The organism is Rhizomicrobium sp. (assembly GCF_056722145.1).
Window position 1 is genome coordinate 1 of sequence record NZ_JBWZET010000114.1, and the last position, 25,426, is coordinate 25,426.

Genomic DNA, 25,426 nt, shown 5'->3' on the forward strand with positions numbered 1-25,426 from the left:
ACATGGGCCTGCTGCAGTTGCAATTCGGCCGTGTCTTCTATGGTGAGGATGCGCTCCTTGTTGCTGATATAGCTCGACATCGCGTTGAGGAGAGTCGTCTTGCCCGAACCGGTGCCGCCGGAAATCAGGACGTTGCGGCGCGCCGCCACGATCAGCGAGAACGCCGCGGCCATCTGGGCGGTCAACGTTCCGTTGTCGATCAGCCGCGGCATGGTATAGGGCGTCTTGGCAAATTTTCTGATCGACAGCAGCGGCCCGTCGACTGCACACGGCGGCACCATCACGTTGACGCGGCTGCCGTCCGCGGTGCGGGCATCGACCCATGGCTGCGACTCGTCCACCCGCCGACCAACAGCCGCGACGATCTTTTGGATCACGCGCATCAGGTGGGCTTCGTCCTTGAAGTGCGACGGTGTCGCCTCGATCTGACCGTAGCGCTCGACGAACATCGCTCGGTGCGTGTTCACCAGGATATCGGTTACGGTCTCGTCCTTGAGATATGGTTCGAGCGGCCCGAGCCCGAGCATTTCGTCGATCACCTCTTCGGTGAGGCGACGCACATCGTCGGGGTCCATCTGGATGCCTTCGGCTTCCAGCAGCGATCGCACGATCGGCAAGAGCTCGCGCACAAGATCGGCGCGTGTCAGCTTGTCGAGGGCGGCAAGGTTCAAGACTTCCAGCAGCTTCTGATGCAGCCAGACCTTCAGTTCGGTCCAGGCGGCGGCCGCCGCATAATCGCTCGACGGTGCCGGACGCGCTGTCCCGGCAGAACTGTCATCATCTTCTTCGGCAAAGAGATTGAACATAGCACCGTCACCAGCTCCTTAGCGCTTCGATGACCGGTGCCTTCTGCTCCGGAACCTCGGCATGCACGGCATCGTCGACCAATTCGGCGATCGCCTTGGCAAATCGCGACCGCGGCGCCAGCTCGACCGCGGCAACGCCCTCGTTATGGGACCGCTGGATCAATTCGAAATCGTCCTGCACCACGATGTTGATCGGGCGCCCGATCGCGGCACAAAATTTTTCCGGCGCGATGGCGTACTTCTTCTCCGCCATCTGGCGGCGAGCTGCGACGATGCGCAGCGGCAGCCGGTCGAGGCCGTGCTGTTCGAGCAGGATCAGGAAGCCGCGCGTGGCGTGAGCGGCGGGCACGCTGATCGGCGTGACGAGATAGATGCGGCTCGCAGCCCTCAACACGACGTCGGTCCAGGCCGTCAGAGCCACCGGCAGGTCGACCGTCACTGCCGGAAAGCGGGCGACGCACGACTGCAGCAACGCGTTCAGCGCCGCACGCCTGAGGGCGGTCAGCGGCATCGGCTGGCGCGGCGCGGTCAACACCTGCAATCCGCTGCTGTGAGCGGTCAGGACGCGATCGAACAGGCTGCTTTCGATGGCCCGCTGGTTTTCGATCAGCAGTTCCATGCCGGACGTCGCCGCCATATCCAGAAGCCTGGCGGCGCGGCCGAACTGGATGTCGAGATCGATCAGGCAGGAGGCACGCGCGACCTTGGACGGGTTGAAGGCAACGGCGGTGTTGACTGCAAGCGTGGTCGCACCGGCGCCGCCGACCGCATGGACGAAGGCAATGAGACGATGCGGTGCGGCCCCGCCGCCCAAACGCGCGCTCCGACCCGGCCCCAGCATCCGCGAGATCAACGACGTCTTGGTCATGGCCGTAAACTCCGCGGTCAGGCCTGGGTCAGCGGCACCCAGACGCTGCGTTCAGTGTGTAGCGCTGCCGCTATCACTGCCTCCCGGTTTGCCACTTTTGCTCTGGTCCATGTCTTCGGGCGGGATGGTCTGTCCTTTGCTGTAGCGGTCGATCGCCCGACCGGCGCGTTCGCCGTCCATCACCTGAGTGCCTGCACCCTGCGGAGCGTTTGGATTGGCGATTTGCGCCGCGATGTTCTGGCGGACCGATTGCCCTGCCTCGGGCACGCTTTGGTCCTCGGGGACTTCCCAGGCGCTGCACGCCGCCAGCGGCAGAACGAGGAGCATCACCAGAAGGTTATTTTTCGTCATCGTGGCTCTGCTCCCTAATTGGACTTCGGCTTGTCGGGCTGGGCCGTTTCCACATTGCCGGTCAGCAAATGCTCTTCCGACGTCGGCACATGAACCGAGGTGGTGGGTGAAGCCAGCCGATCGGCGGTTGTGGGCTTGACGAGATGAACGGTGATGATCAGCACCAGATCCGACTGGTCGTGCTGGAAGCTGGTGGAGCGGAACAGCGCCCCGAGGATCGGAACATCGCCGAGGCCGGGATAGCGCTGGGTGCCATTGGTGAAATTGTCCTGCAGCAGGCCGGCAATGGCGAAGCTCTGGCCGTCTTGCAGTTCGACGGTCGTCTTGGCCTTGCGCACCTTCAATGCCGGGATATCGTAGCCGCCGGCCTTGAACGACTTGGTGTCGTCGATCGAACTGACCTCGGAATCGATCGCAAGATTGACGAGCGATTGGCCGACTACGGTGGGCGTAAACGCCAGCCCGACTCCATACTTCTTGAATTCGAGCGAGACCTGGTTGACACCCGACGTGCCGCCTTGCGGCAAGGCTGCCACAGGGATGGGCACTTCGCCGCCGGCCAGGAAACTCGCGGTGTCGCCGGACAGCGCCACCAGATTGGGTTCGGCGAGCGTGCGAATCAGGCCATGGCGCTGCAAAGCGTCAAGCTGGGCCTTGAGCGTGAAATTGCCGAAGGTGCCGCCGGCGATCAGCGATCCCAGCGGGCTCACCGCATTGGCCGCTCCGACGGTGGAAGACACCGCATCGGTGCCGCTCTGGTACTGGAACAACGTGGAAATGCCGAGCTGCTTCATAGCCGACCGTTCGACTTCGGCGAACTTGACTTCGATCAGCACTTGTTGGGTGCCAGCCAATGTCATGAGATTGGCGACCTTTCCGGGAGCGAAACGTTCGGCGAGATTGAGCACCGCCTTCAGCCGGTCCGCACTCGACACCACTCCGCTGAGTGCAATGGAATCGCCGGAGGGGCGAACCCGGACGTGTTCCGTCGGCAGGAGCTCAGCAATGCGCGCCCTGAGAGAATCGACGTCATAGGAGACTTCGACGTCGACCACGCCGACCACGCCGCCGTTGGCATCGAGAATGGTCAGATTGGTGGTGCCGATGCGCTTGCCGAGAATGTAAATGCTGGTGTTTGACAGCGGTTGGACCTCGGCAACGTCGCGGTTGCCGACGTTCAGTTCGCCGAACGGACGTTCTACCCGCAACATGCGGGACTGATCGATCGGCACGGTCATGCGTGCCCGGATTTGCTTGGCGTGCAACACCATTTCAACCGCCGACGGATGCGCCGGGGCAGCGGCAGCGTCCCCAAGCGGCAGGAGCGAGAGAATGGCGGCGGCGGCAAGTGCCTGGAGCGTTGTGGTCATGGCCATCTCCCGAACTCAGCGGTTGTCTGAGGCTTGCGGCTGCGGCGGTTGCGTGCCGTAACGCACGATGATGTTGCCGCCTTCCCCATGCAGGGAGCCGCGACGGGCGAGATCGGATTCGCCGATCCGCGCCATCTCGTCCGCCTGCCCGTTTTCAGGATTGCGCAACGCCAGGCTCAGCGTGCCGGCCTGTTGCGACAGCGCCAGTTTGCTTGCTTGCTCCGGAGTGACTTCCACCGTCGCCGTGTGACCGACGACCGGCTTGGTGTGATCGGTATCAGCCAGCTGGTCGATGCCCAGAACCTTGACGTGCTGCAGCAGGACATCGGTGACAATGTCCGATTCCGTTGACCGCCCGATATGACGGGTGAGCAGGATATCGACATGATCTCCGGGCAGGATGAACCCCGAGACGCCGCTGACGTCATCGATCTTGACCGAAACCGCCCGCATGCCCGGCCCGACCATGGTCGAGAGAACCGGCTTGTTGCCAAGGCCTGACACCTTGCTGCGCAGCACCGGTTCGCCGCGAACCATCGCGACGATGGCAACGCGATCGTCGGCCGTCTTGGCACCTTTGAAAATGTCGTTGATAGAGCTGAAGGCGCCGCTGGGCAGCGACGCCCGCGGCCACGCCACCAACTGCATGTCCTTGCTTTTCAGGACATATCCGCTCGGGACATCCTTCAGCATCACAGCGACCGGCACAAAATCGCCGTCGGATGCCGGACGCGTCACCGACCCGATGTACAGGTGCATGACCACAATCGCAGCCACGGCCAAAACCACGCCGACGACGAGGCTGATAATCGCGCGCCGCATCACTGCCCCCCACACGAACACACTACGCAACACACGACATCTGCGGACATTTGTTGGCATTTTGTCCGCAGATACGACGGATTTGACGACGGCACGACAATGCGGTCGGCAGTCCCGACGACCGCCGCCGCAATGTCTTGCCAGACGCAGACCGGTTTACGGAGCCGTCTCGGTCGGCGTCGTCTTCGCGGTATTGTTGATCTGCGTGCCGATGGTGTTGGCGGGCGCCTTGAGATTGCCCAGCACCAGCCACCCGATCGCGATCGCACCGACGACGAGCGCGCTTGCCAGCGCAACCCATTCCACCGTCACGAGGCCATCTTCCGAAATTGCAAAGTCGCGGAAAGTCTTAATCACGGTTTCCCCCTTGTCCACAGTACCCACACAACGTTATTACTTGTGCACGTCGCCATATTAACCACATTTACTACGGTCTATCGCGACGATATCGATTCTCACAGTCTTAAGAGCGTTTGTTTTTCTACTGTATTTGTACTGTACAGTAACGGCTCACAACACGCTATATTAGATATTATGCGGCACACACTTGTCTGTCGCGTGCTGCACAATCAACACTGTCCAAGTTGACGCACCACCGTCGCAACCGGCAGCGACACTGCACCGCAACGGTTCGTTTGTCTCCAAACGAATTGGCTCGCATTGTTGAGAAAAGCAACCAAGTCTGCGTCTACAAACAACAATTCATCAGTCGCAAAGTAACGCGCAACCGCGTTTGCAAGCGGAACCGACGCCACGGCGTGCCGCGTTACAGGAATTTCTATTGCAGACACGCGCAACTAAGAGTTAGCCCTGCACCCAATTGGTCTGGTCCTTGGGGATGGAGCGACCGGCGTGCAATCGTTGTCCATGAGTTCCGACGAAGTCATCGGCAAGGTCGCCGGTGCCTTGCGATTGCCGGTCCGATCGCAAGAGGTCGCCCAGCTTTGCAGTATGGCGGATCTGCGCCAGCTCGACTCCGGCACCGTTGTCCAACGCTTCGGCGAGCCCGCAAGCGGCTTGTGGTTTGTGATCCGCGGCATGCTGGAACTGCGCCGCGAACAGTCGAATGGCCGCAAGTTCCTTTATAATTTGGTTTTTCCCGGCAATCTCGCTGACCCCACCGGCGCCCTCGATGGCCTGCCTTCATCGTTTGATTTTGTCTCTTCCGAGCCGACACTTCTTGTTCAGGTGCCGGTTAAGGCATTCCAACAGACAATGACCTCCTCGGCGGAGATGGGGCACGCTATCCTTCAACACATGTGTTTTGCGCGGCGTCTGAACTTTGTTCGCATCGGCGCGACGGCATTCCTGTCGCCACGCTCCAAGATCACCCGGCTGTTGGTCTATTGGGCGCATTTCTTGACTGACGGCCAGGTCGTCGCGGTCGAAATGCCCCTCAGCCTGACCCAGGAAGACATCGGCGCCTTCTGGGGGCTCAGCCGCTCGACCGTCAACAAGGAGTTCGCCGTCCTGGCCAAGGAAGGCGTGGTCGAGCCGCGTTATTGCGGCCTCGCCATCCTTGATCCGGTCCGGCTCTGCGAGATCGCCGCGACCGAGGAGCCATTCGACTTCTTCGAAACGACGATATTCCGCCAAGACCTGCCCGATTGATGCGAGCAGCCCGCTAACCAGCCAGTGACCTTCGGAACAGCCTGATCGATTGCAAGCAAGTTCGGACCTGCGGTGTGCCGACAACAGAGTCCTGCTCCGTAGGGCTTGCCCGATGGCGGCGATGGGCCGACGCGTTCAAGCCGCCCACCATGCGACATCCGACCGCGGTATTACCCCAGACGCCGATTAACCAATGACGCCAGCACCCTCCCATTCACTGTGTAACAATACAAATTGTCAATCGCACTAACATCTACTTACACTTGTGTTGAGGCTGTTCCCGCGCTCAAAAATACCCATATTTCTATCTTGGGTTATACTTTTCGAGGGAGGGAAGCCTGTGAGCCAGTTCAAGACGTCCTTTTTGATGGTCTCCGCAGCAACGGTGTTGGCGCTATCCCAGACGGCACAAGCCAATTTTTGCTCGGCGACGACCGATGCCCAGAAGGCCGCGTGCATCATTCAGGGTCTGAATGACTATGGGTTCTACGATAGCCCCATGTCGGCCACCATCACGGCCGGCGGCGAAACGGCGAGCTTCAACGCGTCGGGCACAGTTGATCTGATCACAAAATTCAACACGCTCTTTCCTGATACGAGCATGTCCCCCGGCGGGACCACTTCGACCCAGAAGTTCACCAAGCAATACTTCCCGGGCGTCTTCGGTACGAGCGGAGCGGGCGACGTCGCACTGCATCCCACCTTGTTCACCAACTACCCCCTGTTGAACACACTTCCGATTACGGCGTCGGCCACGATCGACGGCGTAACCATGACGCTTTCGGCAGCGGCAAACTCCAATACGATCGTGATCGATGCGCCAAAGGCGGGCCTGCACCAGTCGTTTACTGGCACCTCGCGATATGCCTCGCTGCAAAACCTTAACAGCTATATGGACAACAACAGCAGCTACGTTTTGAATTCGCTGCACAATGCAATTGCAGCCGCAACCGCCGTCGATCCCGTCATCGGCAACCCGCAGTCCTTCGTTCAACAGCTTTCATCGACCACTTACGGCTTCGGAACAGCCGTCGGCGAAGCAACCGCCGCACCGACCAAGTCGCCGGCAGATGTCCCTCATCTTGATCCCGTATTCTCCATGTCCATGGAGCCGCAGTACTTTGCCGCCGACGGTGTCGATGGCATCGCCGTCCACGTCCCGCTCGCCTATACGTGGTTTCTAGACAACCCCGGCTACGCGATTACGCTCGACATGCCGCTCAGCTTCGTGCGCCAAAATTCCTCGGACTCGATTAGCGGCGCGATCGGGCTTGGCGTTCGCATCCCGCTGACGGAACGCTGGTATGTTACGCCGCAAGCTCACCTCGGTGCCGTGGTCAGCTTGGATCGTGGCCCGTTTGGGGTCGGCAACTACGGCTCTGCGGTCTACACATTCGGAGTCCGCAGCAAGTACAATCTCTTCGCTTTTGACGACACGATTAAGTTTTCAATCATCAACTCGTACGGTTACTACAAATCGCTTGATGTGAAATTGAAGAAATACACGCTCGACCCGAAGATCTCGACGAACATCTACACCAACGGTCTGAGTGCCGAAACCGCATCCGACATCACCCTCTTCGGCCACCCGACGGCGTGGAGTGCCTATGCTCAAGATAATGAAATCGCCGGCACGCATTCTCTGGTGACGCGTTGGGAGGAATTTGGCGTCAACCTTGGCACCACTGGCCGGATGGGAAAACAGATTTGGGAGAGCTTCCAGGTCGGCGTGTCGGTGGCGGTTGGCGATTCCAATTATCGGGCAGTCCAGCTCAACTTAACAACACAGCTCTAGATGACCACGTCTGGTATTGGCGCCAGCCGGTCGGCTGCCGCGGCTTTGATCGTGGCCGGCGCGGTACTGCTCTCCAATTGCAGTGCGACCTATGTCGCAAGCGAGGTTTCGGCCCGCGCCCAAGCGACGAACGCGGGTATCGGCGAGGACGACCGCGAGGCTCTGAACCAAGGCAACCTCGCGCTTATCCGGGACAAATATGCCAATGCCGATTGGAGCAGCATTACGATCGCCCAATTGTCGCTGCTATGCGATGTCGAGATCAAATTCGGCGCCTTCGATCGCGCAAAAGCTTGCCTTGACCGCTACGGTCAACGCCTTCAATCCGGCGACAACACAGAAAACACCGCGCATGCACTGGAACTTATCCGAGGCAAGCGCGCGCTGATCGAACTCGCCATCGGCAATCCGGACATGGCACGCGCGTTGCTGACCGGTCAGGCAAGCCAGGGCGCTCAATACGTATGGGGCCTCGCCACCCTCCAATTGGCCCGCCAAGCCGCCGATCGTGGCAGTCCCGATGCCACCAAGTACAATGCGGACGTGCGTTCCATTGCGGCCCGATTGGCGATGCAATTCGATCCGGCACCGGTCTATTACGCCGCCAGCTTGTATGCTGCGGCCGGTGATTGCCAAGCATCGTTGGCACTGCTGAACGAACCCGAACGGCGCCTGCTTCGGGATTATGGCTTATCGTCAAGCCAAAATGCGTTCGGCTCGACGATACACGTCAAGCCGTTTCGGCTGGACATATTTGGTGAGTTCTCGTTCGGCGCGTTGATGCCGGTCACGTTCGCGCCGGCAGCAAACGTCTATGTGGAATATCTCGCCGCGCGCTGCCTGCATGAGGTTCATCGCGATGGCGAAGCCCGCCAGCGCTACGACACACTTCTCGATTATCCCAACGTCCAGGCATACCGCGACATCTACTGGCGCGCCTTGGCCGATCGCGCCCAATTGGCTGCCGCCGATCACGACACCGTCTCGGCTATCCAGGACTTGCGCAAGAGCGTCGACACCATCGAGGCAGTTCGCAGCTCGATTGCCACCGAACACGGACGCATCGCCTTCGTCGACGATAAGCATACGGTCTATTCGCGATTGGTCGAGCTTCTGATCCAGACCAAACAATCGAAAGCGGCGCTGGAATACGTCGAGCGCTCACGCAGTCGCGCCTTCGTTGACCTGTTGTCGTCACGCCAGCAGATCGGCATCACGGCGGAGGACGCCACCCTGGTTGCGGACAACGATCGCGTCGAAGCTGACTTGGTCGGAGCGTCCGCGATCGCGCCGGACGGGATCACTGCGCGCACGGCCGCGGTGGACAGCCAGCATGCGCTCATTCGACAGCGCGCACCGCGCCTGGCGCCTCTAATCACCGTCCCGCCCGCCCAGATCAACGATATTCAAGCAAAATTGGGTTCCGATGAGGCCGCCATCGTCTTTTTTGAATCGGGCCGCCGCTGGTGGGTATTCGTCCTTCGGGCGGATTCGGTTTCAATCCATCCCATCACGGCCGCCAACCTTGAAGCCGATATAGCGTCCTTCCGCAGTATTCTGATCAAGCCGCGCGCCAGCAAATCTGTCGTTGAAGCGCAGCAGCTTTATGCCGATTTGCTGGCCGAGCCGCTGCGCGGCTTGAAAGAAAAACGCCTCGTGATTGTCGCGACCGGCCCGCTGCATCATATTGCGATGGCGGCGTTGCATGACGGCAAGCAGTATCTGGTCGAGCGATATGCGATCAACACGGTTCCTTCGCTCAGCACGTTTCTGCTTTCGTACCCGCACCGTGTGGGCGCGGGCGGCCTGATTATCGGTGATCCGGGCAAGGGTGGCGAATTCGCTCTCCCACAAGCCGAGGAAGAGGCGCGCGCCGTCGCGTCTTATGCCCACGGCTCGAAGCTTTTGATTGGCCCCGAGGCGACAATCCAGGCCATCCGCACAAGCGCGACGGGGTATCGCTTTTTCCATTTCGCCGGACATGGCCTCTACGATCAAGATGACCCGCTCCGCTCTGCCATCATGTTGGCGCCCTCGTCCGGACGATTGTCGCCCTTGACCGCCGGCGATCTGTTCCACACCCGGCTCGATGTCGATCTTGCGGTGCTAAGCGGCTGCAGCACCGGCCTAGGCCAGATCACCACGGGTGATGATGTCATCGGGCTGGTCCGCGGATTTCTGTATGCCGGTCCGAAAACGGTGGTTGGGTCGCTATGGGCGGTCGATGACAGCAAAACAGCCACGTTCATGAAGAGCTTTTATCGCTCGTACCTGGCCGGCAAGCCGCCACCTGATGCGTTGCGCGACGCCCAACTGGACCAGATCAAAAGCCAGTCCGCTCCGTTCTTCTGGGCATCCCTCTTTGTCACATCCGTTCAGGAGTGATCAGTGAAAGGGCGCGCGCTGACATGGCTGTTTGATAGCCGCTTTCTCCTGACCCTGCTGGTGATTTCGGTCATCCACGCTTTGCAGTGCACGGGCGTCGGCGTGGTGCTGACGCCGGCAAAAACCGAACTCTTCGACCAGCTCGTCAAATCACGCCGCAATACCGTCGGCGGCGAGGCGCCCCCCGTCGTCAATCTGGCTTTCGACCGGGAGTCCCGCGCGGAATACTGGACGAAGGCGATGCCTGGGGCGTCATTCTCGCGGTGGCCGACCGTCACACCGCTGGCGATCGTTTCACGCGTGTTGGATCTGGTGAAGGCCGGATGTGAGCGCGCTGAACCGGAAAGAGCCTGTCCACGCGTCGTCATCGTCGATATCGACGTCGACGCAATTGGCGCCCAGCGAACGGAGCAGGAAGTCGCCGGCTTTACGCAAACATTGAAAGCTTGGGCCGGTAACCCGCGCCTGCCGCTGGTTGCCTTTGCGCGGGCGCCGGAATGGAGGGATAGCGGCGCGCTCGATGGCGCCAAATCGCGTTTTGTCCTCGCGCCCGCGCCGTCCTGGGACGCCATCGTCCAAGCGGCCCCCAATCTGACTTGGGCAGCCGGGGAGGCCCTCGCGGGCGAAGACGGCGTCGTCAGGCAATACGCCTATTATACCTGCGTCTATCCTCCGGGCTCCGATAAGGCCATGGCCCTGCCCCACGCCGCGCTCTACGCGCTGGCAGCATGGGCTTCTAAGCCCAACGACGCCAAAGCGGCTGTCGAACGCAGCGTATCGGGGCAGTGTCGAACGCCGGATAGCGACACGCCGGCGCCGTTCACGATTGCGATTGCACCTGACGCGACCTATCACGTTCAGGATCGCGTCGCGCTGATCGGTTATCATCTCGCCGATCCGGCGGAATTTGGCGCATCCCCCGTACTGACCGCGGAAAGCGGCGCCCCCGGAAGTCGCGCCGTTCAGGTGATACCGGTCCGGGTTCTCTTTGCCCCGAACGCGCGGGCGGATGTTGCCGATAACGCGATCCTCGTGCTGTCGTCGTCGCAGCCGACCTTCGAAGACATCCACTGGTCGCCTTATGGGCGCATGGCGGGCGGCCTGATCCTGGCCAACTGCGCCAGAAGCCTGATTCTTGATGGACCAATGCAGGGCCTGGGGCCGTGGCTCAGTGGCTGGCTCTTGCTGGTGTCTTGCGTCGGGATGCACGCCTTCACGCTCTTGATGCATCATCACCACCAACATCTGCGATTGCGCGCCGGACAATCGCCCACCCGGATCGGCAACGCCTTGCGGGCCGCAACATCCGCCGAGGGCGCAAAATTTGTCGCCCTGGTCGGCGTGTTCCTCATAGGCCGCTTCACAGGCCTGTGGCTGGCGCCTTACGCGATGTGGGAAAGCATCGCCATCATGGGATTCGTCGTCGTTCTCTATTCCCTTTTCAACGAGCTTTACGAAGCATGGAGAGCCCGAAATGACACTGTCTAGTGCCACGGCCGCATCCGCCGCTCTGGTTGCAACGCTCCTCTGCGCCGCGGAACCGTCGACTGCCGCTTGCCCGGCGAAGAAAGCGGTAGCCGGTGTGGTGATGACGTTGGCGGAAAGCGATGGGACGCTCTATTTCCTTCGCGGCGGCAACAAGATCGCGGTCTATGTGGCGCAGGTGATTTGTGACGGCGACAAGGTTGGTCCGATGGGCGGCAAAGGAAAAATCGGCATTCAACGCGCCGATGGTAAAATTACGTATTACAGCCCGAAGTCCAAGCAAAACGTCGTGCGCGCAGTCGGGACAAAATTGAAGGGCTGGTCGTTGATCGTGAATTGGATCAACGAAATCGTGCCGCGTGTGGAGCCCTACAGCATCATGACGGTGGGGCGCGATGCGCCCGATCTCAAGATGTCGTTTGACATCCAATCGCTGGCCCAAAGCCAGGCGAAGATGGCATCGGGGCATACGGGCCTTTATGTGCGCTGGAAAGGCGGCTCGGGGCCGTTCGCGTTGACGCTGAGCGATAGCGAAGGCACCAATGTCAAAGAACTGACGGGGCTTCCTGGTGGCGCCGCGTATCTCGACGTGCCGCATGGTTTGGGCGCCGGGCGCTGGACCGTGACGCTGAAAGACAAGAATGGCGCCCAGATTGTCGGCGCGTTCGACGTCGATGCGGCCCACAAATTCGAAGGCACCAACGTCGCCGCGCCGTTTATGGAACTGAATATGGCGTCGACCGCCGTGAAAATGGCCGACGATCCGCAATGGGCATTCGAAGCCGATCAAATGGTCTATGCGGCGCCTGGACAGGGTCTCGACCGCAAGCCGATCTACCGGGTGATTGCCTGCAAATCCTATGGCGCCAACCCGCCCGACGATTGCCAATAGACTTTCGCCGAATGGAGCGAACAAGCGGGTCGCGTTGATCCCACTTCCAGGCGCTACAGATGTACCTTCAGCCCGATACTGAACAGGCTGTCGGTGAATTCGACCGGCAGGTTTCGGGTCGTGCGGCTGCTGTAATTGTAATTCGCATCAAGGCTCATATAGCGGTTGACGAGATAGCTCACCCCGACGCCGGCACCGGGATATCCGTCGCTGCGCGACGACCCGACGTAGCGGCTGTTGGTGTAGGAACCATAGGCATGGATAATGACGTCGCGCCGGAATTCATAATCGGCACTCAGCATCACCCCTCTGTCATCGGAGACCGACACGCCATTCAGCGCGACGTTGTTCAATACTCTTCGCCCGCTGAGATGCGCCGTGAGGACCGGCATCACATACCAGTCGAGCTGGGCGCCATAATCGAAACCTGAAACATCCTTCAAGTAAGGTGACGAAAAATCCTGTTTCAGATAGCCGGCATAAATTTCGCCGGCAATCAGATGGGTGACCTGGAGTTCGACACCGCCGTCGAGACGATAGCCGTGCGATCCGCGATGCAGTCCCGAACGATCGAAGTAGCGGTCGTAGTCGCGCTCGTCGTAGCTCGCCTTGATGAACGCCGCATAGCCCGGCGCGAAATCGTAGTAGACCTTGGAATAGGCCTGATACTCGGTGTTGTCGCGATCGTCGTTATAAAGAAAGCCGCCCAAATTCCGCGGCGTCCGGGTCCAGTTATAGCGATCGATAGCGCCGCCGATTTCAACCCCAAGCTGGTTCGGCTGATAGCTTGCCGTCACGTCGCCGTGGGCCTGCCAATAGCGGTTCGGCGCCGCCTGGGCGTTGCGGTCGGCATCGACAGACGACCAGAATTCATGAAACTGGCCGAAATTGGCATGCGCCTTCGCCAGCGCGGTGTTTGAAATATTAAGGATGCCGTCAGCCCCAACGTTCCAGTCGACAAGGTTCTGATCCTTGTTTTCGAGGTAATTGCAGTAATTGAGCCCGGCATAGAGTTCCAGGTAATGACGGCGCCAGTTCGATTTCAACCGCGCACTCGGCGATACGGTCAGGATCCAATCCGATTTGCCATCGTTGGTGCGGAAGATGTTGTCGTCAAAATTGGCGGCAAGGTCGGTTGACGGGTAGAAGGTAAAGCTTCCGACGCGCAGGCCGACGGGATCGAAATCGGGGCGGGCCCGGCTGGTAACGCTTTCATTCTGCGCCGGCGTCCCGGTCGAAACGGGCTGGTTGTCTTGCGCCGCCAACGCACTCTGAGCGCCGACCGCAGACATGCACACAACGGCAGCCATGCCGGCAGCCACTTTCGAACCGCTCACGCTCCCCTCCCCCCACAACGTCGCGCCCGAGTATCAGTCCTCGAGCGCGCCCCCACTTCCAACTCTACACCCTATCCGCGGGAACCCCGTTTTTACAGTCCATAGCGGTGCGGGAATGCCGATCCGCCAGTTATGCTGGCATCGTTGCGACACGGCACATTGAAACTCGTTGGCTTCACTGGCTATCTCTCATGTGCGCATTCATCGTCATTTCTAGTGAATGCAATTCGCAATAACGGCAGTCCGTAGCGTCTTTGGCGACAGGTTGAGCGGCCGCCGCATTTCGTTCTTTGGCGGGCGACACTTGTTGGCGCGTCTTAAAACCGCAAGCGCCCAGGGCCGACAGTTCGGTAGGCTGACGGCGCAAAACGATGTACTTTTGCTCGCGCGCAACAGACATCGGGGGCGGCGTCGTGGGGGTGATGTCATGAAATCGGCGTCCAGAATTCTGACCCTGGCTGTCTTCTTCGCGCTGGTCCTGGTTGGCGCGCCAATGAATGTTGGGGCCAGCTTCGCGCAAGGCAGCCTGCCCGGCCCCTCTCCGCAAACCCAGACAGCGACGCAGCCGCCTGCGAGAGTCACGGCCCCGCAGCAACGCGGCCCATCGAGCATCACCGACACGCACTATCGCTTGGGGATCGGCGACAAGCTGAGAATTACGGTCTACGGCGAAGAGGACCTCAGCGGCGAATTCGTCGTCGACAGCACCGGTCAGGTGCAATTGCCGCTCATCGGCACGGTCAGGGCGGCAGCCCTGACGATCAGCGAATTCAATGCCGAAATCCACTCGAGCCTGGTCCGCTACCTGCAAGATCCACGGATCAACATCGAGGTGTTGAATTACCGCCCGTTCTACATACTGGGCGAGGTCAACAAGCCGGGCGAATATCCTTTCGAGAACGGCCTCACGGCTCTCAGCGCTGTTGCTCTGGCTGGCGGCTATACCTACCGCGCCAATGAGGACGAGGTTTACGTCCGCCACGAGGGTGAGAAAATGGAACGGACGCTGCCGGCCGATGGATCAACGAGGATCATGCCGGGCGATATCGTTCGTATTCCTGAACGCTTCTTCTGAACCTCGTCAGACGTTCCGATGCCGTGAGAAGGCCTGCGCCGTACCGACACCCAATATCACAGCGAACGTCAGGGCGACCGCCGGCAACTGCAGACTGAAATCCACAGCGGAATGGACACCGACAAGGACGGCGGCGCCAAAGGCTGCCAATGGGAAGGCGCGGTTGCGCTGACGCACCCAGACGCCGCGCAAACATACAAGCGCCAACCACGCCAGACCAGTCCATAGAACGATCGCGGCGGGCACGCCAAGCCCCGCGGCCAGTTCGAGATAGTCGCAATGGGCCTTGTCCATCACGAACGGCAGGGGCTGTACTTCGTATTGCGGATAGGCGTCCTGGAATGTGCCGAGGCCCTGCCCGAACCAAATATGATCGTGGATCATACGCTCCGACGCCGACCACAGCACCGAGCGGATTTCATCGGCCTTGTCTGAACTCCACAACAAACCAAAGCGTCGAGCCAACGTCCCCTCGCCCGAGGCCAGGCCATAGGCCAGCAAGCCCAGTCCGGCGGCGAGGAAACCCGCAAGCAACCGTCGCGCATTGGTGGAGCGCGCCACCGGGATAGATGCGACCGTCATCGCGCCGAGTGCACAAAGCGTGGCAACAAATCCGGCCCGGGACCCGGAAATGAGCACGCCTCCCAGGCACAGCGCCGCCGAGATCGCAAGGAACAGAGTTTCGAATGAAAGGCGCACCGATGGCGATGTATCATCCTCGGGATCGTCGGATGCGCCGCGATGTTCCGAGGCGCTTGCAATCAACGCCGCAAGTGCCGCCACAGCAGCCATGCCGCAATAAGTCGCGAAGCTGTTGTGAAGCAAGAAAGGACCGGAAACGCGGGCAAGTTGTTTCGGCGCGCCATAAAGGAGCTGCGATTGGTCGGTGCCCAAGATTGCCTGCACAAAGGCATACAGCGCATACGCAGCGCCGATGAAGATCACCCCATACAGCAACAGCTTTGCCGATTTTGTCCTGGATGTCAGGAAGTAGGCGAGACATCCGGCAAGCCCGTAGCTGACGAGCTTCTCGAGTTCGAACCGGCTGCGCCAAGGCTCCAACGAAATCACCGCCGCGACCGGCTTTCCCAGAGTTTCCGACACGGAGTGCCATAGCGGATGGGCCAGATTTGGCGGCGTGAGGGGAACAGTCTGAACATAACCCCACGCGAGCACCAGAACGATCAGGACCAAAGGAAGAACGACGGCGGCGTTGATCCGCAGATGCTCGTCGCCGCCGCGGAGGAGCGAAAACGCCCAGAGTGCCCAGCACCCCGCGATCAAAAGATGCTGCAGGCCGGGCGCCCAGGCGACGGCGCCACCAAACGGAAACGGCGCCCAGGCAAGCGTCAAAAGCAGGAGGGCGAAGGCACCCCATCGCAGCGGCGAGACCGTCTTGAACTGGGTTCCGCTCATCGCTCAGACGCCTGCAAATCATGGCTGCGCTCGTAGGACAGCCAGCGATTGATGAAGGTAATTTCCAAGGGGTCTGTCGAATACGCGCGGGTCACGAGCGCACTTCCGCCGGCGCTGGCCAGCAACACCCGCAGCTGCGGCCGCAGGGTCGGCTCTCGCCAAAGCACCCTGGCCTGATCCAAGGCGCGACTTTGGCTCGCCGCATCCAATAGCGGCCACAGCGCCGCGGACTGGCGCGCGAGCGATCCGGACAGCCAGTAATTGTGCGGCGCGAGTTGCAGCGCAATTGCAAGACAGCGCGCGGCTTTCGGGCGATCACGGTCGGCGTAGATATGCGAAAGCAGCAGCCAACCGCGCGCCGACGCGGGTTGCGCCACCAGACCCTTTTCCAGATCGGGCACCACCGACAGCGCTGGAGCACCGGCGTGAATTGCCGCTTCGGTGCGCGCGATCACTGCCGTTCCGTCCCGGTCGTCGGCACCGGCGAGCACCCGTTGTGCATTGGCGTAGGCGCGTTCTGGCATACGAACCTGCGCGATCATCATCGTCGGGACTGGGACTGCCGCGTCGAGTGCGAGCCCATCCTGCAATCGGATTGGCGCATCCGCCAGCAGCGCTATTGGAACGAGCGCCACCAAACATAGAATGATCCGTCTCGCCAGCCGCATCTCAGGTGTCGTAATATTTGTTGTAAGTGTTGTAGGATTCGTAGCCGTAATTGTAATAGTAAAATTGACGACTGTTGGTCCGGGTCACGACCATGCCGATGATGGGCGCTTCCACTTTCTTGAGCTCCTGGATGGCGCTTTCGACCGCATCGTGCAGCGTCTTGTTCCAGCGAATTGCCAACAATACCGCATCCACATGCCGGCACATGATCTTGGTGTCGGCAACCGGCAGGATCGGCGCGGAATCGATGATCACCAAATCCGCCATCCTGCGCAGCTTTTGCAGCCGGTCCTGCATGGCCGGCGACGTCAATACGTCCGCCGGGCTGGCCGATGTGGTCCGGCACGCCATCACCATGACATTGCTGCGCGGATCCTTGTCGAGGAACTGCTCGATCGGTGCATCGGGATCGTTGCGCATCGCCGCTGCTGCCGCCGAAGAGCGCGACAATCCAAGCATCCGAATGACCCGCGCGCGGCGGAAATCGCCGTCAACCAGCACCGTCTTCAGTCCACGGCTTGCGGCAACGCGCGCCAGCGAAATCGCCAAGGTCGTCTTGCCCTCCGACGGCATCGCCGACGTGACCAGCAGCACTTTCGGAGGCTGCCCCCGATAGGGAACGGCAATCCCGATCATCGCCGCGCGCACCGCCTCGGCATAGGACGAGGTCGGCCGATCGACGACGATGTCGGCAACCCGGCGCGAGCGTACTTCCGGGACGGTCGATAGAACGGGAATGCCGAACTCACGTTCCATTTGAATGGTCGAGCGAAACGCGCGGCCGAGGCGCTCCGCAAGTCCGGCCAGCATCAGGCCGAGGAGGAAACCGGCTGGAATGGAGGCGCCAATCGACAACGGGATGTTAGGATAGCTCGTGTGCGGCGGCGGCTCGGCACTCGACACCAGGCGCGCATCCGAAGTCTGGATGCCTTGCTGGTTCTGTGTCTGGTTCAGCTTTCCAAGGAAGGCTTCGTACATTGCCCGCGCGGAGACGGCGTTGGATTGCAGCCCGGCCAGCTTTACCGAGACCTGGTTTTGGCCCGCGCCCCGATCCTCGAAGTCGCGCAGGCTGTGCTGCAATGACGCGACGTGCGCATAGGAGGTTTCGACATCGTTCCGACTGGCTTCGACGACCCGCTGCACTTCCTCCGAGATCTTGGATTCCAGATTTGATTTCTGGGCCAGCAAATCCAACATTTTCGGGTGATTGGGCGTGTAACGCGTCGACAGGTCGGCAATTTTCCGATTCAGCTCCGCCTCTTGCTCCCGCAATGTCGAAACCAAAGTCGAATTCATGACCTGCGGTGCATTGGCCGCATGACCTTCGCGCGCCAGCTGCGCCAGCCGGTCGTAGACCGACTCCTTCTCGGCCAGCACCGTCTTGGCCAGGATCAGCTGGCTGTTGATGTCGGCGATCTGCTGCTCCACCACCGAGCTGTTGCCGGTCGTGGTGATGTTGTTCTCGGCTTTGTACGCCTGCACTGCGGCGTCGGCGGCCTGAGCCTGTACCGAAAGCTCCTTGATGCGCCCGGCGAGCCACTGTGTCGCCCGGCGGGTGGCCTCGTATTTCGCCTCGAGCTGATCGTCGACATAGGCGGTAGCGATCGCATTGGCGATTTCCGCGGCTTTGTCGCGGCTTTCGGATTGGAACGCGACATTCATCGTTGTCGAATAGCCGACGGCACTGACATCAAGATGTTTGAGAAAGGCTTCAACCGTCCGTCGGCGCACTTCGTCGCGGCTGCTGGCGTCGTCCTGCAATCCGGCTGCAGTCGCCAGGAACGACAGCTGCTTGAAGCCTGAAAGATAGCGCAATGCGGCACGCCATCCCCGGAAGGCCGGATTGAACTCCGCGTCGTTGACCAATCCCAGTTTGTCGACGACACGGCCCGCCAGCCGTTGCGATTGCAGGATCTGCACTTGATTTTGGACGGCAGCTTGGTCGGCCGGCAGCCCTGAAAGAACAGCCGATGTGTCTTCGACATTATTCTTGCGCTGGTCCAACATGACGACGGCCGTGGCCGAATACTGCGGCGTCAGTTGCAGAACGAACGCCGTCGCCACTATGACCACCAACACCATGGTCCCGAAGATCAATCGGGAGCGAATGCGAAACATCCGCAAAATATCGGTCGCATCAAAGCCGGCAGGCTGCTTGCGCGGATCGGATGGACGACTGCTATCTGCCGGCATTGCGCACATCCCCCTTCATCGTTCCCCATGTGCACGACCGCATCCCAGCGGCAGCAAGCCAGGGCACGAAACGCTTTTGCATGGAGTGGGAAGTACCGCCCCCCCCTAGGAAGGGTTCGGTATCGCGCGCTACAACGAATGCTCTTGACTGAATTCCGCGCAATGCAGGCATTTGAATTCATTGCCGCAATGCAGGAACGCTTCCCCCCATTTACTCCACGCCACCAAGGCCAAAATCAACACTCACCAAGCCTACCCGATCTCTTTGTCGGACTATTTTTGAGGCCACGTTATCCAAACTCTAGCAGAAGAAATCGCCGAAAAAAAGTATCAGCGCAGACACCAACATGCGCTGTCAATGCGAATGACTGTTTGTGAAATGAATTGTTCGAAAGCGAACTGTCCAACCAAGACAAAGCGATCCAACGCGCTCGCCGAGCAGATCATTACTTCTTTCGCTGTCGCACCAGTCCGAATGACAACAGCGTAACAAACCGACAACACATGTGACATATTGAATAGTTCTAGACATTCTCAATATTCGTCTTCACTGCGCGCTTTTTTTTGTTGAATCCAGGTGGAACATCAACATCAACTATACGCTCAGGTCTCTGTGGCGCTGACGTCGGTCCGCGATTGCGGGCAAAAATCAAGAACGAGCGTCATGGACTAGGGGGGCGTATGCGTGTCGCTGTGTACGGGCTTGGGTACGTGGGCGCCACCGTGGCTGCCTGCACCGCGAGTTTGGGCCACGACGTAACCGGTGTGGACATCAGCGAGACCAAAGTCGCCGACATTAACGCCGGCCGCTCGCCCGTCGCGGAACCTGGATTGGACGAGATGATGTCAGCTGCCGTCCGTGACGGCCGCTTGCGCGCCATGATCGACATCGGTACTGAGCTGAACGACTGCTCTTTGGCAATAGTTTGCGTTGGCACGCCAAGCACGCCAGACGGCTCCCACAATATGAGCTTCATCGCCGAAGTGTCGCGCCAAATCGCGGCGGCAGTGGATTGCCGACGGACGCAACCCTTGACGGTCGTCTATCGCTCGACCATGCGGCCCGGAACGACCGAGGAGCTTATTGCGCCGATCTTCCACGAAACACTGAACGGCGACACGGGCGTGGTCGACTTGGTTTACAATCCCGAATTCTTGCGGGAATCCACTGCTATACGGGACTTTTTCGAGCCTCCGAAAGTCGTCGTCGGCACTGCGGACGGCAATCACAATTCCACAATCGATCAGTGGATCGACACAATCACCGCACCGACCTTCTATACGCGATACCGCGATGCGGAGTTCGTCAAATTCGTCGATAACGCCTTTCATGCGCTGAAGGTGTGCTACGCCAATGAGGTCGGGCGCGTCGGCGCCCACCTCGGCCTCGATACCAAGAAAATCCACGACATTTTTGTCGCCGACACCAAACTCAACATTTCTCCCTACTATTTCAACCCGGGCAATGCGTTCGGCGGCTCGTGCTTGCCCAAAGACGTACGCGCACTACAGAAGATTGCCGCCGATCTCGGTGCTGCGACCTATGTCGTGGATTCGCTGATCCAGACCAATGAAGCGCACAAGCACTTCCTGTTTACCGAATGCACGAAGGGGCTGTCGCCCGGCGCATCGATATTGATGCTCGGCCTTGCCTTCAAGGATCGCACCGACGATCTGCGTGAAAGCCCAAACATCGACTTGGCGCGCAAATTGTTGAACGCGCGATACGACCTGTCGATCTACGATCCCTACGTCGTGCCGTCGCGCTTGTTGGGGCAAAACCTGGGCTACGCGTTTTCAAGCCTGCCCTCACTGCGCAAGCTTTTGATTTCGAAAGAAGACGCCCAGGCGCGCCGCTTCGACCTCATCATCGACCACCGCAACTGGACCAAAGGCATGGGCCTTCAGGCCACGCGCACCTTCTACACCGAATTGATGCGGGGACCATGAGCTCGGCTTGGCAGGATAGTTCAGCAATCTCGACCGTTTCGGCGCCGGCCGTGCCGAAGGCTCGCGTGCTCATCATTGTTGAAAATCTGCCGCTGCCGTTCGATCGCCGCGCCTGGTCCGAAGCAACAACGCTGGCCCGCGCCGGGTATCAGGTTTGCGTAATTTGTCCGAAAGGATATGACGCGACCAAATCCTTGGAAGAGATCGACGGCATCAGGATCTATCGCCATCCCTTGCCGCGTGAAGGTAACGGCGCCTTTGGGTATCTGTTGGAATATTCCGCCGCCCTGTTCTGGGAATTCGTCCTGAGCCTCCGTATCTTTTTCACCCACGGCTTTGACATCATCCACGCCTGCAATCCCCCGGACCTGATCTTCCTGATTGGTGGCTTCTTCAAATTCCTGTTTGGCTGCAAGTTCGTTTTTGACCATCACGATCTTAGCCCGGAGCTCTATCTGGCCAAGTTCGGCCGTAAGGATTTTTTCTGGCGCCTGATGGTCGGACTCGAACGCCTGACCTTTTCAATTGCCGACATGACGGTCGCAACCAACGCATCCTATCGTGCGGTTGCGATCGAAAGAGATCGCATGGACCCCAAGCAGGTCCATATTGTTCGGTCCGGCCCCAATATGACGAAAGTTCGCGAGGTTGCGCCCGATGAAACCTGGAAGCGCGGCCGCGGATTCCTGGTCGCCTATGTCGGCGTGATCGGAAAGCAAGAAGGCCTTGACCTGCTCATGGACGCGGCGCGCTACATCAAGATCGCGCGTGGGCGGAACGATGTTCAGTTCGTCATCGCCGGATCGGGCCCGGAATGCGGCGCAGTCGAACAGTTGGCACACCAGATTGGTGTCGACGATATCGTCACCTTTACCGGCCGCATCAGCGACGATGACCTGTTTTCCCTGCTCTCCACCGCCGACGTTTGCGTCAATCCCGACCGGCCCAACGCGTTGAACGACCGTTCCACCATGAATAAAATCATGGAATATATGGCGCTTGGGCGGCCGATCGTGCAATTCGATCTGACCGAGGGACGCGTTTCTGCCCAAGGCGCCTCGCTTTATGCGCACAACGGCGATTGCGAGGACTTCGGCGATAAGATCATCGCCCTGCTGGATGATCCGCAGCGGCGCAAAACGATGGGCGAACTCGGCCGGACCCGGATTCTCAAGGAACTTGCCTGGGAATACGAAGCGCCCAAGCTCCTTGCCGCCTATCGCAGCCTGCAGAGCGGGGACTAATGTGCGGCATTCTCGGATGGGTTCTGCCGCATAGCCGCCGCCAAGATGACGCGGTGCTCCGACGGTTGCTGGGCACGATCCGGCATCGCGGTCCCGACGCCGAGGGCGTGTTCATCGAGAATTGCGGCGACAATCAGGTGGCACTTGGCCATCGCCGACTTAGCATCATCGATCTCTCCGCCGGCGCCCAACCGATGCAATCCGCCGATGGCCGCATCACGCTGGTTTTCAACGGCGAAATCTACAACTACGTCGAACTGCGCCAGGACCTTATCCAACGCGGGCATGTTTTCCGCACATCGTCTGATACCGAGGTCCTGATCGAAGCCTATCGTGCTTTCGGAGCGGCTGCGCTCGACCGCTTGCGCGGCATGTTTGCCTTTGCGCTGTGGGACAGCGATAGGCGCACATTACTGATGGCACGCGATCCCTTCGGCAAGAAGCCGCTGTTCCTGACGCACGCGGGAAACGACCTGCTGTTCGCTTCGGAAATCGAACCGCTGCTGCAGTTTCCCGGGCAGCGCCGGCGCTTCAACCGCGATGCGCTCGGCGGCTATTTGGCGAACCGCTACGTTCCCGGCCCCGAGACCTTCTTCCGCAATATTGAAAAACTTCCGCCCGGCAGTTACGCCACCTTCAGCGATGCCGGCCTTTGCATCAGACGTTATTTCGCGCCGCCGCTGGCGACAACCGAACCGCAAGCAATCACTTCGCGTGATGCCGCGGCGCGCGTCAGGAGCGTCCTGGAAGATGCTGTTCGCATCCGCATGCGCAGCGATGCTCCGTACGGCGCCTATTTGTCGGGCGGCATCGATTCCTCAGCGGTTGTCGCCATCATGGCGGCGACAAGCTCGTCGCCGGTCCGCACCTTCAGCGTCGGCTTTTCCGAGCAGCGCTACTCCGAGCTGGCCAGCGCCCGCATGGTCGCCGATCAGTTTGGCTCCGATCATCACGAATTGGTGGTGACCCCGGAGATGTTTCTGGAGGCATGGCCCGACGCCGTCCGCCATCGCGCCGCGCCCGTTACCGAAGCTTCGGATATTCCGATCCTGCTTTTATCGCGCGAGGCGTCTCGCCACGTAAAAATGGTGCTGACCGGTGAAGGCGCCGACGAAATGCTCGCCGGTTATCCCAAGCATGGCGCCGAGCCGTGGGTGCGGAGGTATCAGAAAATGATCCCGGCCCCGCTGCACCGGCATTTGTTCGCTCCCGCCTTCAAGCGTGTATTCGGTTCAGCGCGGCGACTGAAGATTGCGTTCGAGGCTGCGGGAGAGCGGGATTTCTCCAGGCGCATGCAGTTCTGGTTCGGCGGAACCCCTGACGAGACAGCCCGCTCGCTATTACGGGGCCAGCCGGCCCTCGCCACAAACAATCCATTCCCATATTCGCTCCAAAGCGCATCCGCACTGCGGCGCATGCTGTTTTTCGACCAGACCTCCTGGCTGCCGGACAATCTCCTTGAGCGCGGCGACCGCATGATGATGGCCGGTTCGATCGAAGGCCGAATGCCATTCATGGACACCGAGTTTGCCAAAGTGGCGGCGAGCCTGCCCGATCATCTCCTGCTCGGAGGAAACGGGGGAAAGTCGGTGCTGCGCCAAGCCCTCCGCGATATTCTGCCGCGCGAAATACGGACCCGGAAAAAAGTCGGGTTTCGCGTTCCGTTCGATGTCTGGCTGAAGAATGGGCCATGCCGCGACATGCTGCGCGACTTCACGGAAAGCGAGAACTCGCGCATCGCACACCTGTTCGATAAGCGGATTCTGGCGGCGTTGGTCGGCGATTTCCTGACCGGCCGACAGCCCGACGTCAAAACCCTATGGTCCCTGATGAACCTCGAACTGTTCCTGCGCTTGTTCGGCATCGACACGCAGGAATTCGATCAAGCCTAGCGAGGCAAACACGGTGAGTTCATCCGAACCGACAATCGACGTAAGCCCGGACACCGCAGATGAACGCAGCGACGCGTTCCTCTACCTTCTGCTGGCAGCCTTTGTCTTTGAAAACGCTGCTCTAGCTTTCATCAATCAGAACATTGACACGCTGACCGCCGGAACCGTCATGTCGGTGCAGATGGCATTGACGTTCGGCGCAGTCCTATACCTTGCCGCGCGCTGGAGCAGAATTGACTGGCGGATCGCCGGTTGGTTCGGCGTGTTCCTCTTTTTTGCCGCGATAAAGATCGTCTTCACCGGCGAGGTCAACTTCCGCTTTCTCTACGACATCGCAATTATTCCGCTTTTTCTTCTGCTCGGCAGCACGGCAAAACGATTCAATGGCGCGTTCCTGGTTGGCATTCTGCTTGTCATGGCGGCCGGCGCCGCCTTCGAAATGGTCCTGCCGCAAACCTATGCCGCGCTTTTCAACCCAATGAAGTACTACTATTTCACACGCGATTGGATGGCGACGGACATGGGTCCCAACGCGTCCGTCTACACCGACGCAGGCGTATACATCGGGGCAAACCGGGCCGGCGGCAGCTTCTTCGGCGCCTTTCATCGCCTTGGCTCGTTCTATCTGGAGCCGATATCGCTGGGCTACTATTGCCTGGTCACGGCAATTGCAGTGTTGAATGCACCTCGCTGGCCGCGTTGGCTTCGCGCATCGCTTTACATAATGTGCCTCGCTATCGCCATTGCCACCGATACCCGCGTCGCGGCGTTTATGGTTGTGGCGTTCGGCTTGCTGCGACTTCTGTCAGGCTCAACGCTACGCGGGATGCGCGGCGCCCTTCTCATCGGCCCGTTTATTCTGCTGCTCCTCCTTTTCCTCATCTACCCATTCACCGCGCACATGAAGGGCGACCTTGGACTGCGCCTTTCCATCACCGTCGCGACGCTTTCCCACAGCTCGGTGAGCAGCATACTCCTCGGCGGCGTCAATGCGCGTGAAGCCTATGACAGCGGCATCATTTATCTCATCGCCAACATGGGACTGGGCGGGATGCTGGTCTACCCGCTGGTCGCGGCAGGCATCTTGCCCCGAAGAAACTTGCATCCCGGCGTGGAGGTTATGGGCCTCTTTTACCTCCTGATCACCCTTGTTTTCAGTTGCGCGCCATTGTCGGTGAAGACTGCGTCCCTGTTCGGGTACACCATCGCCAGTCTGCGCGACCGCGAGGACGACCAGACGGATGCGTGAGGGAGCGACTTATGCC

20 protein-coding genes are annotated in these 25,426 nt (G+C 60.1%); 10 read left to right on the forward strand and 10 right to left on the reverse strand.

Annotated elements, in window-relative coordinates; genetic code table 11:
• The 6 genes from AC1P6P_RS06385 to AC1P6P_RS06410 all read right to left on the reverse strand — a co-directional run.
• Positions 1 to 806: TadA family conjugal transfer-associated ATPase (locus tag AC1P6P_RS06385; protein WP_481401597.1), on the reverse strand; the 806-nt coding region annotated here is incomplete at its 3' end.
• A 7-nt stretch (positions 807 to 813) separates the two neighbouring features.
• On the reverse strand, positions 814 to 1,674 hold the full coding sequence (locus tag AC1P6P_RS06390) for a CpaE/TadZ family protein (protein WP_481401598.1): 861 nt from the start codon (positions 1,672 to 1,674) through the stop codon (positions 814 to 816).
• Between the two features lie 51 nt (positions 1,675 to 1,725).
• Positions 1,726 to 2,025, reverse strand: coding sequence for a hypothetical protein (locus AC1P6P_RS06395; RefSeq protein WP_481401599.1), 300 nt, complete (start codon positions 2,023 to 2,025; stop codon positions 1,726 to 1,728).
• Between the two features lie 14 nt (positions 2,026 to 2,039).
• Positions 2,040 to 3,395, reverse strand: coding sequence for a type II and III secretion system protein family protein (locus AC1P6P_RS06400; protein WP_481401600.1), 1,356 nt, complete (start codon positions 3,393 to 3,395; stop codon positions 2,040 to 2,042).
• Between the two features lie 15 nt (positions 3,396 to 3,410).
• The gene (cpaB, locus tag AC1P6P_RS06405) at positions 3,411 to 4,217 is read right to left on the reverse strand and encodes a Flp pilus assembly protein CpaB (RefSeq protein WP_481401601.1); all 807 of its coding nucleotides are present in this window, start codon (positions 4,215 to 4,217) and stop codon (positions 3,411 to 3,413) included.
• Between the two features lie 156 nt (positions 4,218 to 4,373).
• Entirely contained in the window at positions 4,374 to 4,574 is a 201-nt protein-coding gene (locus AC1P6P_RS06410) for a hypothetical protein (RefSeq protein ID WP_481401602.1), read from the reverse strand.
• Positions 4,575 to 5,069: 495 nt separating this feature from the next.
• Here AC1P6P_RS06410 and AC1P6P_RS06415 point away from each other — a divergent pair, with 495 nt between their 5' ends.
• The 5 genes from AC1P6P_RS06415 (at position 5,070) to AC1P6P_RS06435 (ending at position 12,385) form a co-directional block, all read left to right on the forward strand.
• Positions 5,070 to 5,828 carry a Crp/Fnr family transcriptional regulator gene (locus AC1P6P_RS06415; RefSeq protein ID WP_481401603.1) on the forward strand — a complete coding sequence of 253 codons (759 nt, stop codon included), beginning with the start codon at positions 5,070 to 5,072 and terminating at the stop codon, positions 5,826 to 5,828.
• 340 nt (positions 5,829 to 6,168) lie between these two features.
• Positions 6,169 to 7,623, forward strand: a complete 1,455-nt coding sequence (locus tag AC1P6P_RS06420) for a hypothetical protein (protein WP_481401604.1) — start codon at positions 6,169 to 6,171, stop codon at positions 7,621 to 7,623.
• A complete protein-coding gene (locus tag AC1P6P_RS06425) occupies positions 7,624 to 10,008 on the forward strand; it encodes a CHAT domain-containing protein (protein ID WP_481401605.1) in 2,385 nt (794 codons plus the stop codon).
• A gap of 3 nt (positions 10,009 to 10,011) precedes the next feature.
• On the forward strand, positions 10,012 to 11,496 hold the full coding sequence (locus AC1P6P_RS06430; RefSeq protein ID WP_481401606.1) for a CHASE2 domain-containing protein: 1,485 nt from the start codon (positions 10,012 to 10,014) through the stop codon (positions 11,494 to 11,496).
• Complete coding sequence (locus AC1P6P_RS06435) at positions 11,483 to 12,385, forward strand: hypothetical protein (protein WP_481401607.1); 903 nt, start codon at positions 11,483 to 11,485, stop codon at positions 12,383 to 12,385. Before AC1P6P_RS06430 ends, AC1P6P_RS06435 begins: the two co-directional genes overlap by 14 nt.
• A gap of 53 nt (positions 12,386 to 12,438) precedes the next feature.
• Here AC1P6P_RS06435 and AC1P6P_RS06440 read toward each other — a convergent pair whose 3' ends face one another.
• Positions 12,439 to 13,722, reverse strand: a complete 1,284-nt coding sequence (locus tag AC1P6P_RS06440; protein ID WP_481401608.1) for an outer membrane beta-barrel protein — start codon at positions 13,720 to 13,722, stop codon at positions 12,439 to 12,441.
• Between the two features lie 427 nt (positions 13,723 to 14,149).
• Between AC1P6P_RS06440 and AC1P6P_RS06445 the strand changes: the two genes are divergently transcribed.
• Positions 14,150 to 14,797, forward strand: a complete 648-nt coding sequence (locus AC1P6P_RS06445; RefSeq protein WP_481401609.1) for a polysaccharide biosynthesis/export family protein — start codon at positions 14,150 to 14,152, stop codon at positions 14,795 to 14,797.
• A gap of 6 nt (positions 14,798 to 14,803) precedes the next feature.
• Here the strand turns inward: AC1P6P_RS06445 and AC1P6P_RS06450 are convergent, their stop codons facing one another.
• From AC1P6P_RS06450 to AC1P6P_RS06460, 3 genes are read right to left on the reverse strand one after another with little or no spacing between them, the layout of a single operon-like run.
• The gene (locus AC1P6P_RS06450; protein ID WP_481401610.1) at positions 14,804 to 16,213 is read right to left on the reverse strand and encodes an O-antigen ligase family protein; all 1,410 of its coding nucleotides are present in this window, start codon (positions 16,211 to 16,213) and stop codon (positions 14,804 to 14,806) included.
• Positions 16,210 to 16,851, reverse strand: coding sequence for a hypothetical protein (locus AC1P6P_RS06455; RefSeq protein ID WP_481401611.1), 642 nt, complete (start codon positions 16,849 to 16,851; stop codon positions 16,210 to 16,212). Before AC1P6P_RS06455 ends, AC1P6P_RS06450 begins: the two co-directional genes overlap by 4 nt.
• Before the next feature lie 31 nt (positions 16,852 to 16,882).
• Positions 16,883 to 19,075, reverse strand: coding sequence for a GumC family protein (locus tag AC1P6P_RS06460; RefSeq protein WP_481401612.1), 2,193 nt, complete (start codon positions 19,073 to 19,075; stop codon positions 16,883 to 16,885).
• 681 nt (positions 19,076 to 19,756) lie between these two features.
• Between AC1P6P_RS06460 and AC1P6P_RS06465 the strand changes: the two genes are divergently transcribed.
• Genes AC1P6P_RS06465 through AC1P6P_RS06480 form a run of 4 tightly spaced genes read left to right on the forward strand, consistent with a single transcriptional unit; the run spans position 19,757 to position 25,410 of the window.
• On the forward strand, positions 19,757 to 21,025 hold the full coding sequence (locus AC1P6P_RS06465; RefSeq protein WP_481401613.1) for a nucleotide sugar dehydrogenase: 1,269 nt from the start codon (positions 19,757 to 19,759) through the stop codon (positions 21,023 to 21,025).
• A complete protein-coding gene (locus AC1P6P_RS06470; protein WP_481401614.1) occupies positions 21,022 to 22,269 on the forward strand; it encodes a glycosyltransferase family 4 protein in 1,248 nt (415 codons plus the stop codon). Before AC1P6P_RS06465 ends, AC1P6P_RS06470 begins: the two co-directional genes overlap by 4 nt.
• Complete coding sequence (asnB, locus tag AC1P6P_RS06475) at positions 22,269 to 24,161, forward strand: asparagine synthase (glutamine-hydrolyzing) (RefSeq protein ID WP_481401615.1); 1,893 nt, start codon at positions 22,269 to 22,271, stop codon at positions 24,159 to 24,161. The genes AC1P6P_RS06470 and asnB overlap by 1 nt, the downstream gene beginning before the upstream one ends.
• A gap of 13 nt (positions 24,162 to 24,174) precedes the next feature.
• Entirely contained in the window at positions 24,175 to 25,410 is a 1,236-nt protein-coding gene (locus tag AC1P6P_RS06480) for a hypothetical protein (protein WP_481401616.1), read from the forward strand.
• Positions 25,411 to 25,426 lie beyond the last annotated feature (16 nt).

Excerpts from the sequence above, each read along its gene's own strand:
- AC1P6P_RS06390 (WP_481401598.1), bottom strand. The coding sequence starts at position 1,674 with ATGACCAAGACGTCGTTGATCTCGCGGATGCTGGGGCCGGGTCGGAGC.
- AC1P6P_RS06395 (WP_481401599.1), bottom strand. The coding sequence starts at position 2,025 with ATGACGAAAAATAACCTTCTGGTGATGCTCCTCGTTCTGCCGCTGGCG.
- AC1P6P_RS06400 (WP_481401600.1), bottom strand. The coding sequence starts at position 3,395 with ATGACCACAACGCTCCAGGCACTTGCCGCCGCCGCCATTCTCTCGCTC.
- cpaB (WP_481401601.1), bottom strand. The coding sequence starts at position 4,217 with ATGCGGCGCGCGATTATCAGCCTCGTCGTCGGCGTGGTTTTGGCCGTG.
- AC1P6P_RS06425 (WP_481401605.1), top strand. The coding sequence starts at position 7,624 with ATGACCACGTCTGGTATTGGCGCCAGCCGGTCGGCTGCCGCGGCTTTG.
- AC1P6P_RS06435 (WP_481401607.1), top strand. The coding sequence starts at position 11,483 with ATGACACTGTCTAGTGCCACGGCCGCATCCGCCGCTCTGGTTGCAACG.
- AC1P6P_RS06445 (WP_481401609.1), top strand. The coding sequence starts at position 14,150 with ATGAAATCGGCGTCCAGAATTCTGACCCTGGCTGTCTTCTTCGCGCTG.
- AC1P6P_RS06450 (WP_481401610.1), bottom strand. The coding sequence starts at position 16,213 with ATGAGCGGAACCCAGTTCAAGACGGTCTCGCCGCTGCGATGGGGTGCC.
- AC1P6P_RS06460 (WP_481401612.1), bottom strand. The coding sequence starts at position 19,075 with ATGCCGGCAGATAGCAGTCGTCCATCCGATCCGCGCAAGCAGCCTGCC.
- AC1P6P_RS06465 (WP_481401613.1), top strand. The coding sequence starts at position 19,757 with ATGCGTGTCGCTGTGTACGGGCTTGGGTACGTGGGCGCCACCGTGGCT.
- AC1P6P_RS06470 (WP_481401614.1), top strand. The coding sequence starts at position 21,022 with ATGAGCTCGGCTTGGCAGGATAGTTCAGCAATCTCGACCGTTTCGGCG.
- asnB (WP_481401615.1), top strand. The coding sequence starts at position 22,269 with ATGTGCGGCATTCTCGGATGGGTTCTGCCGCATAGCCGCCGCCAAGAT.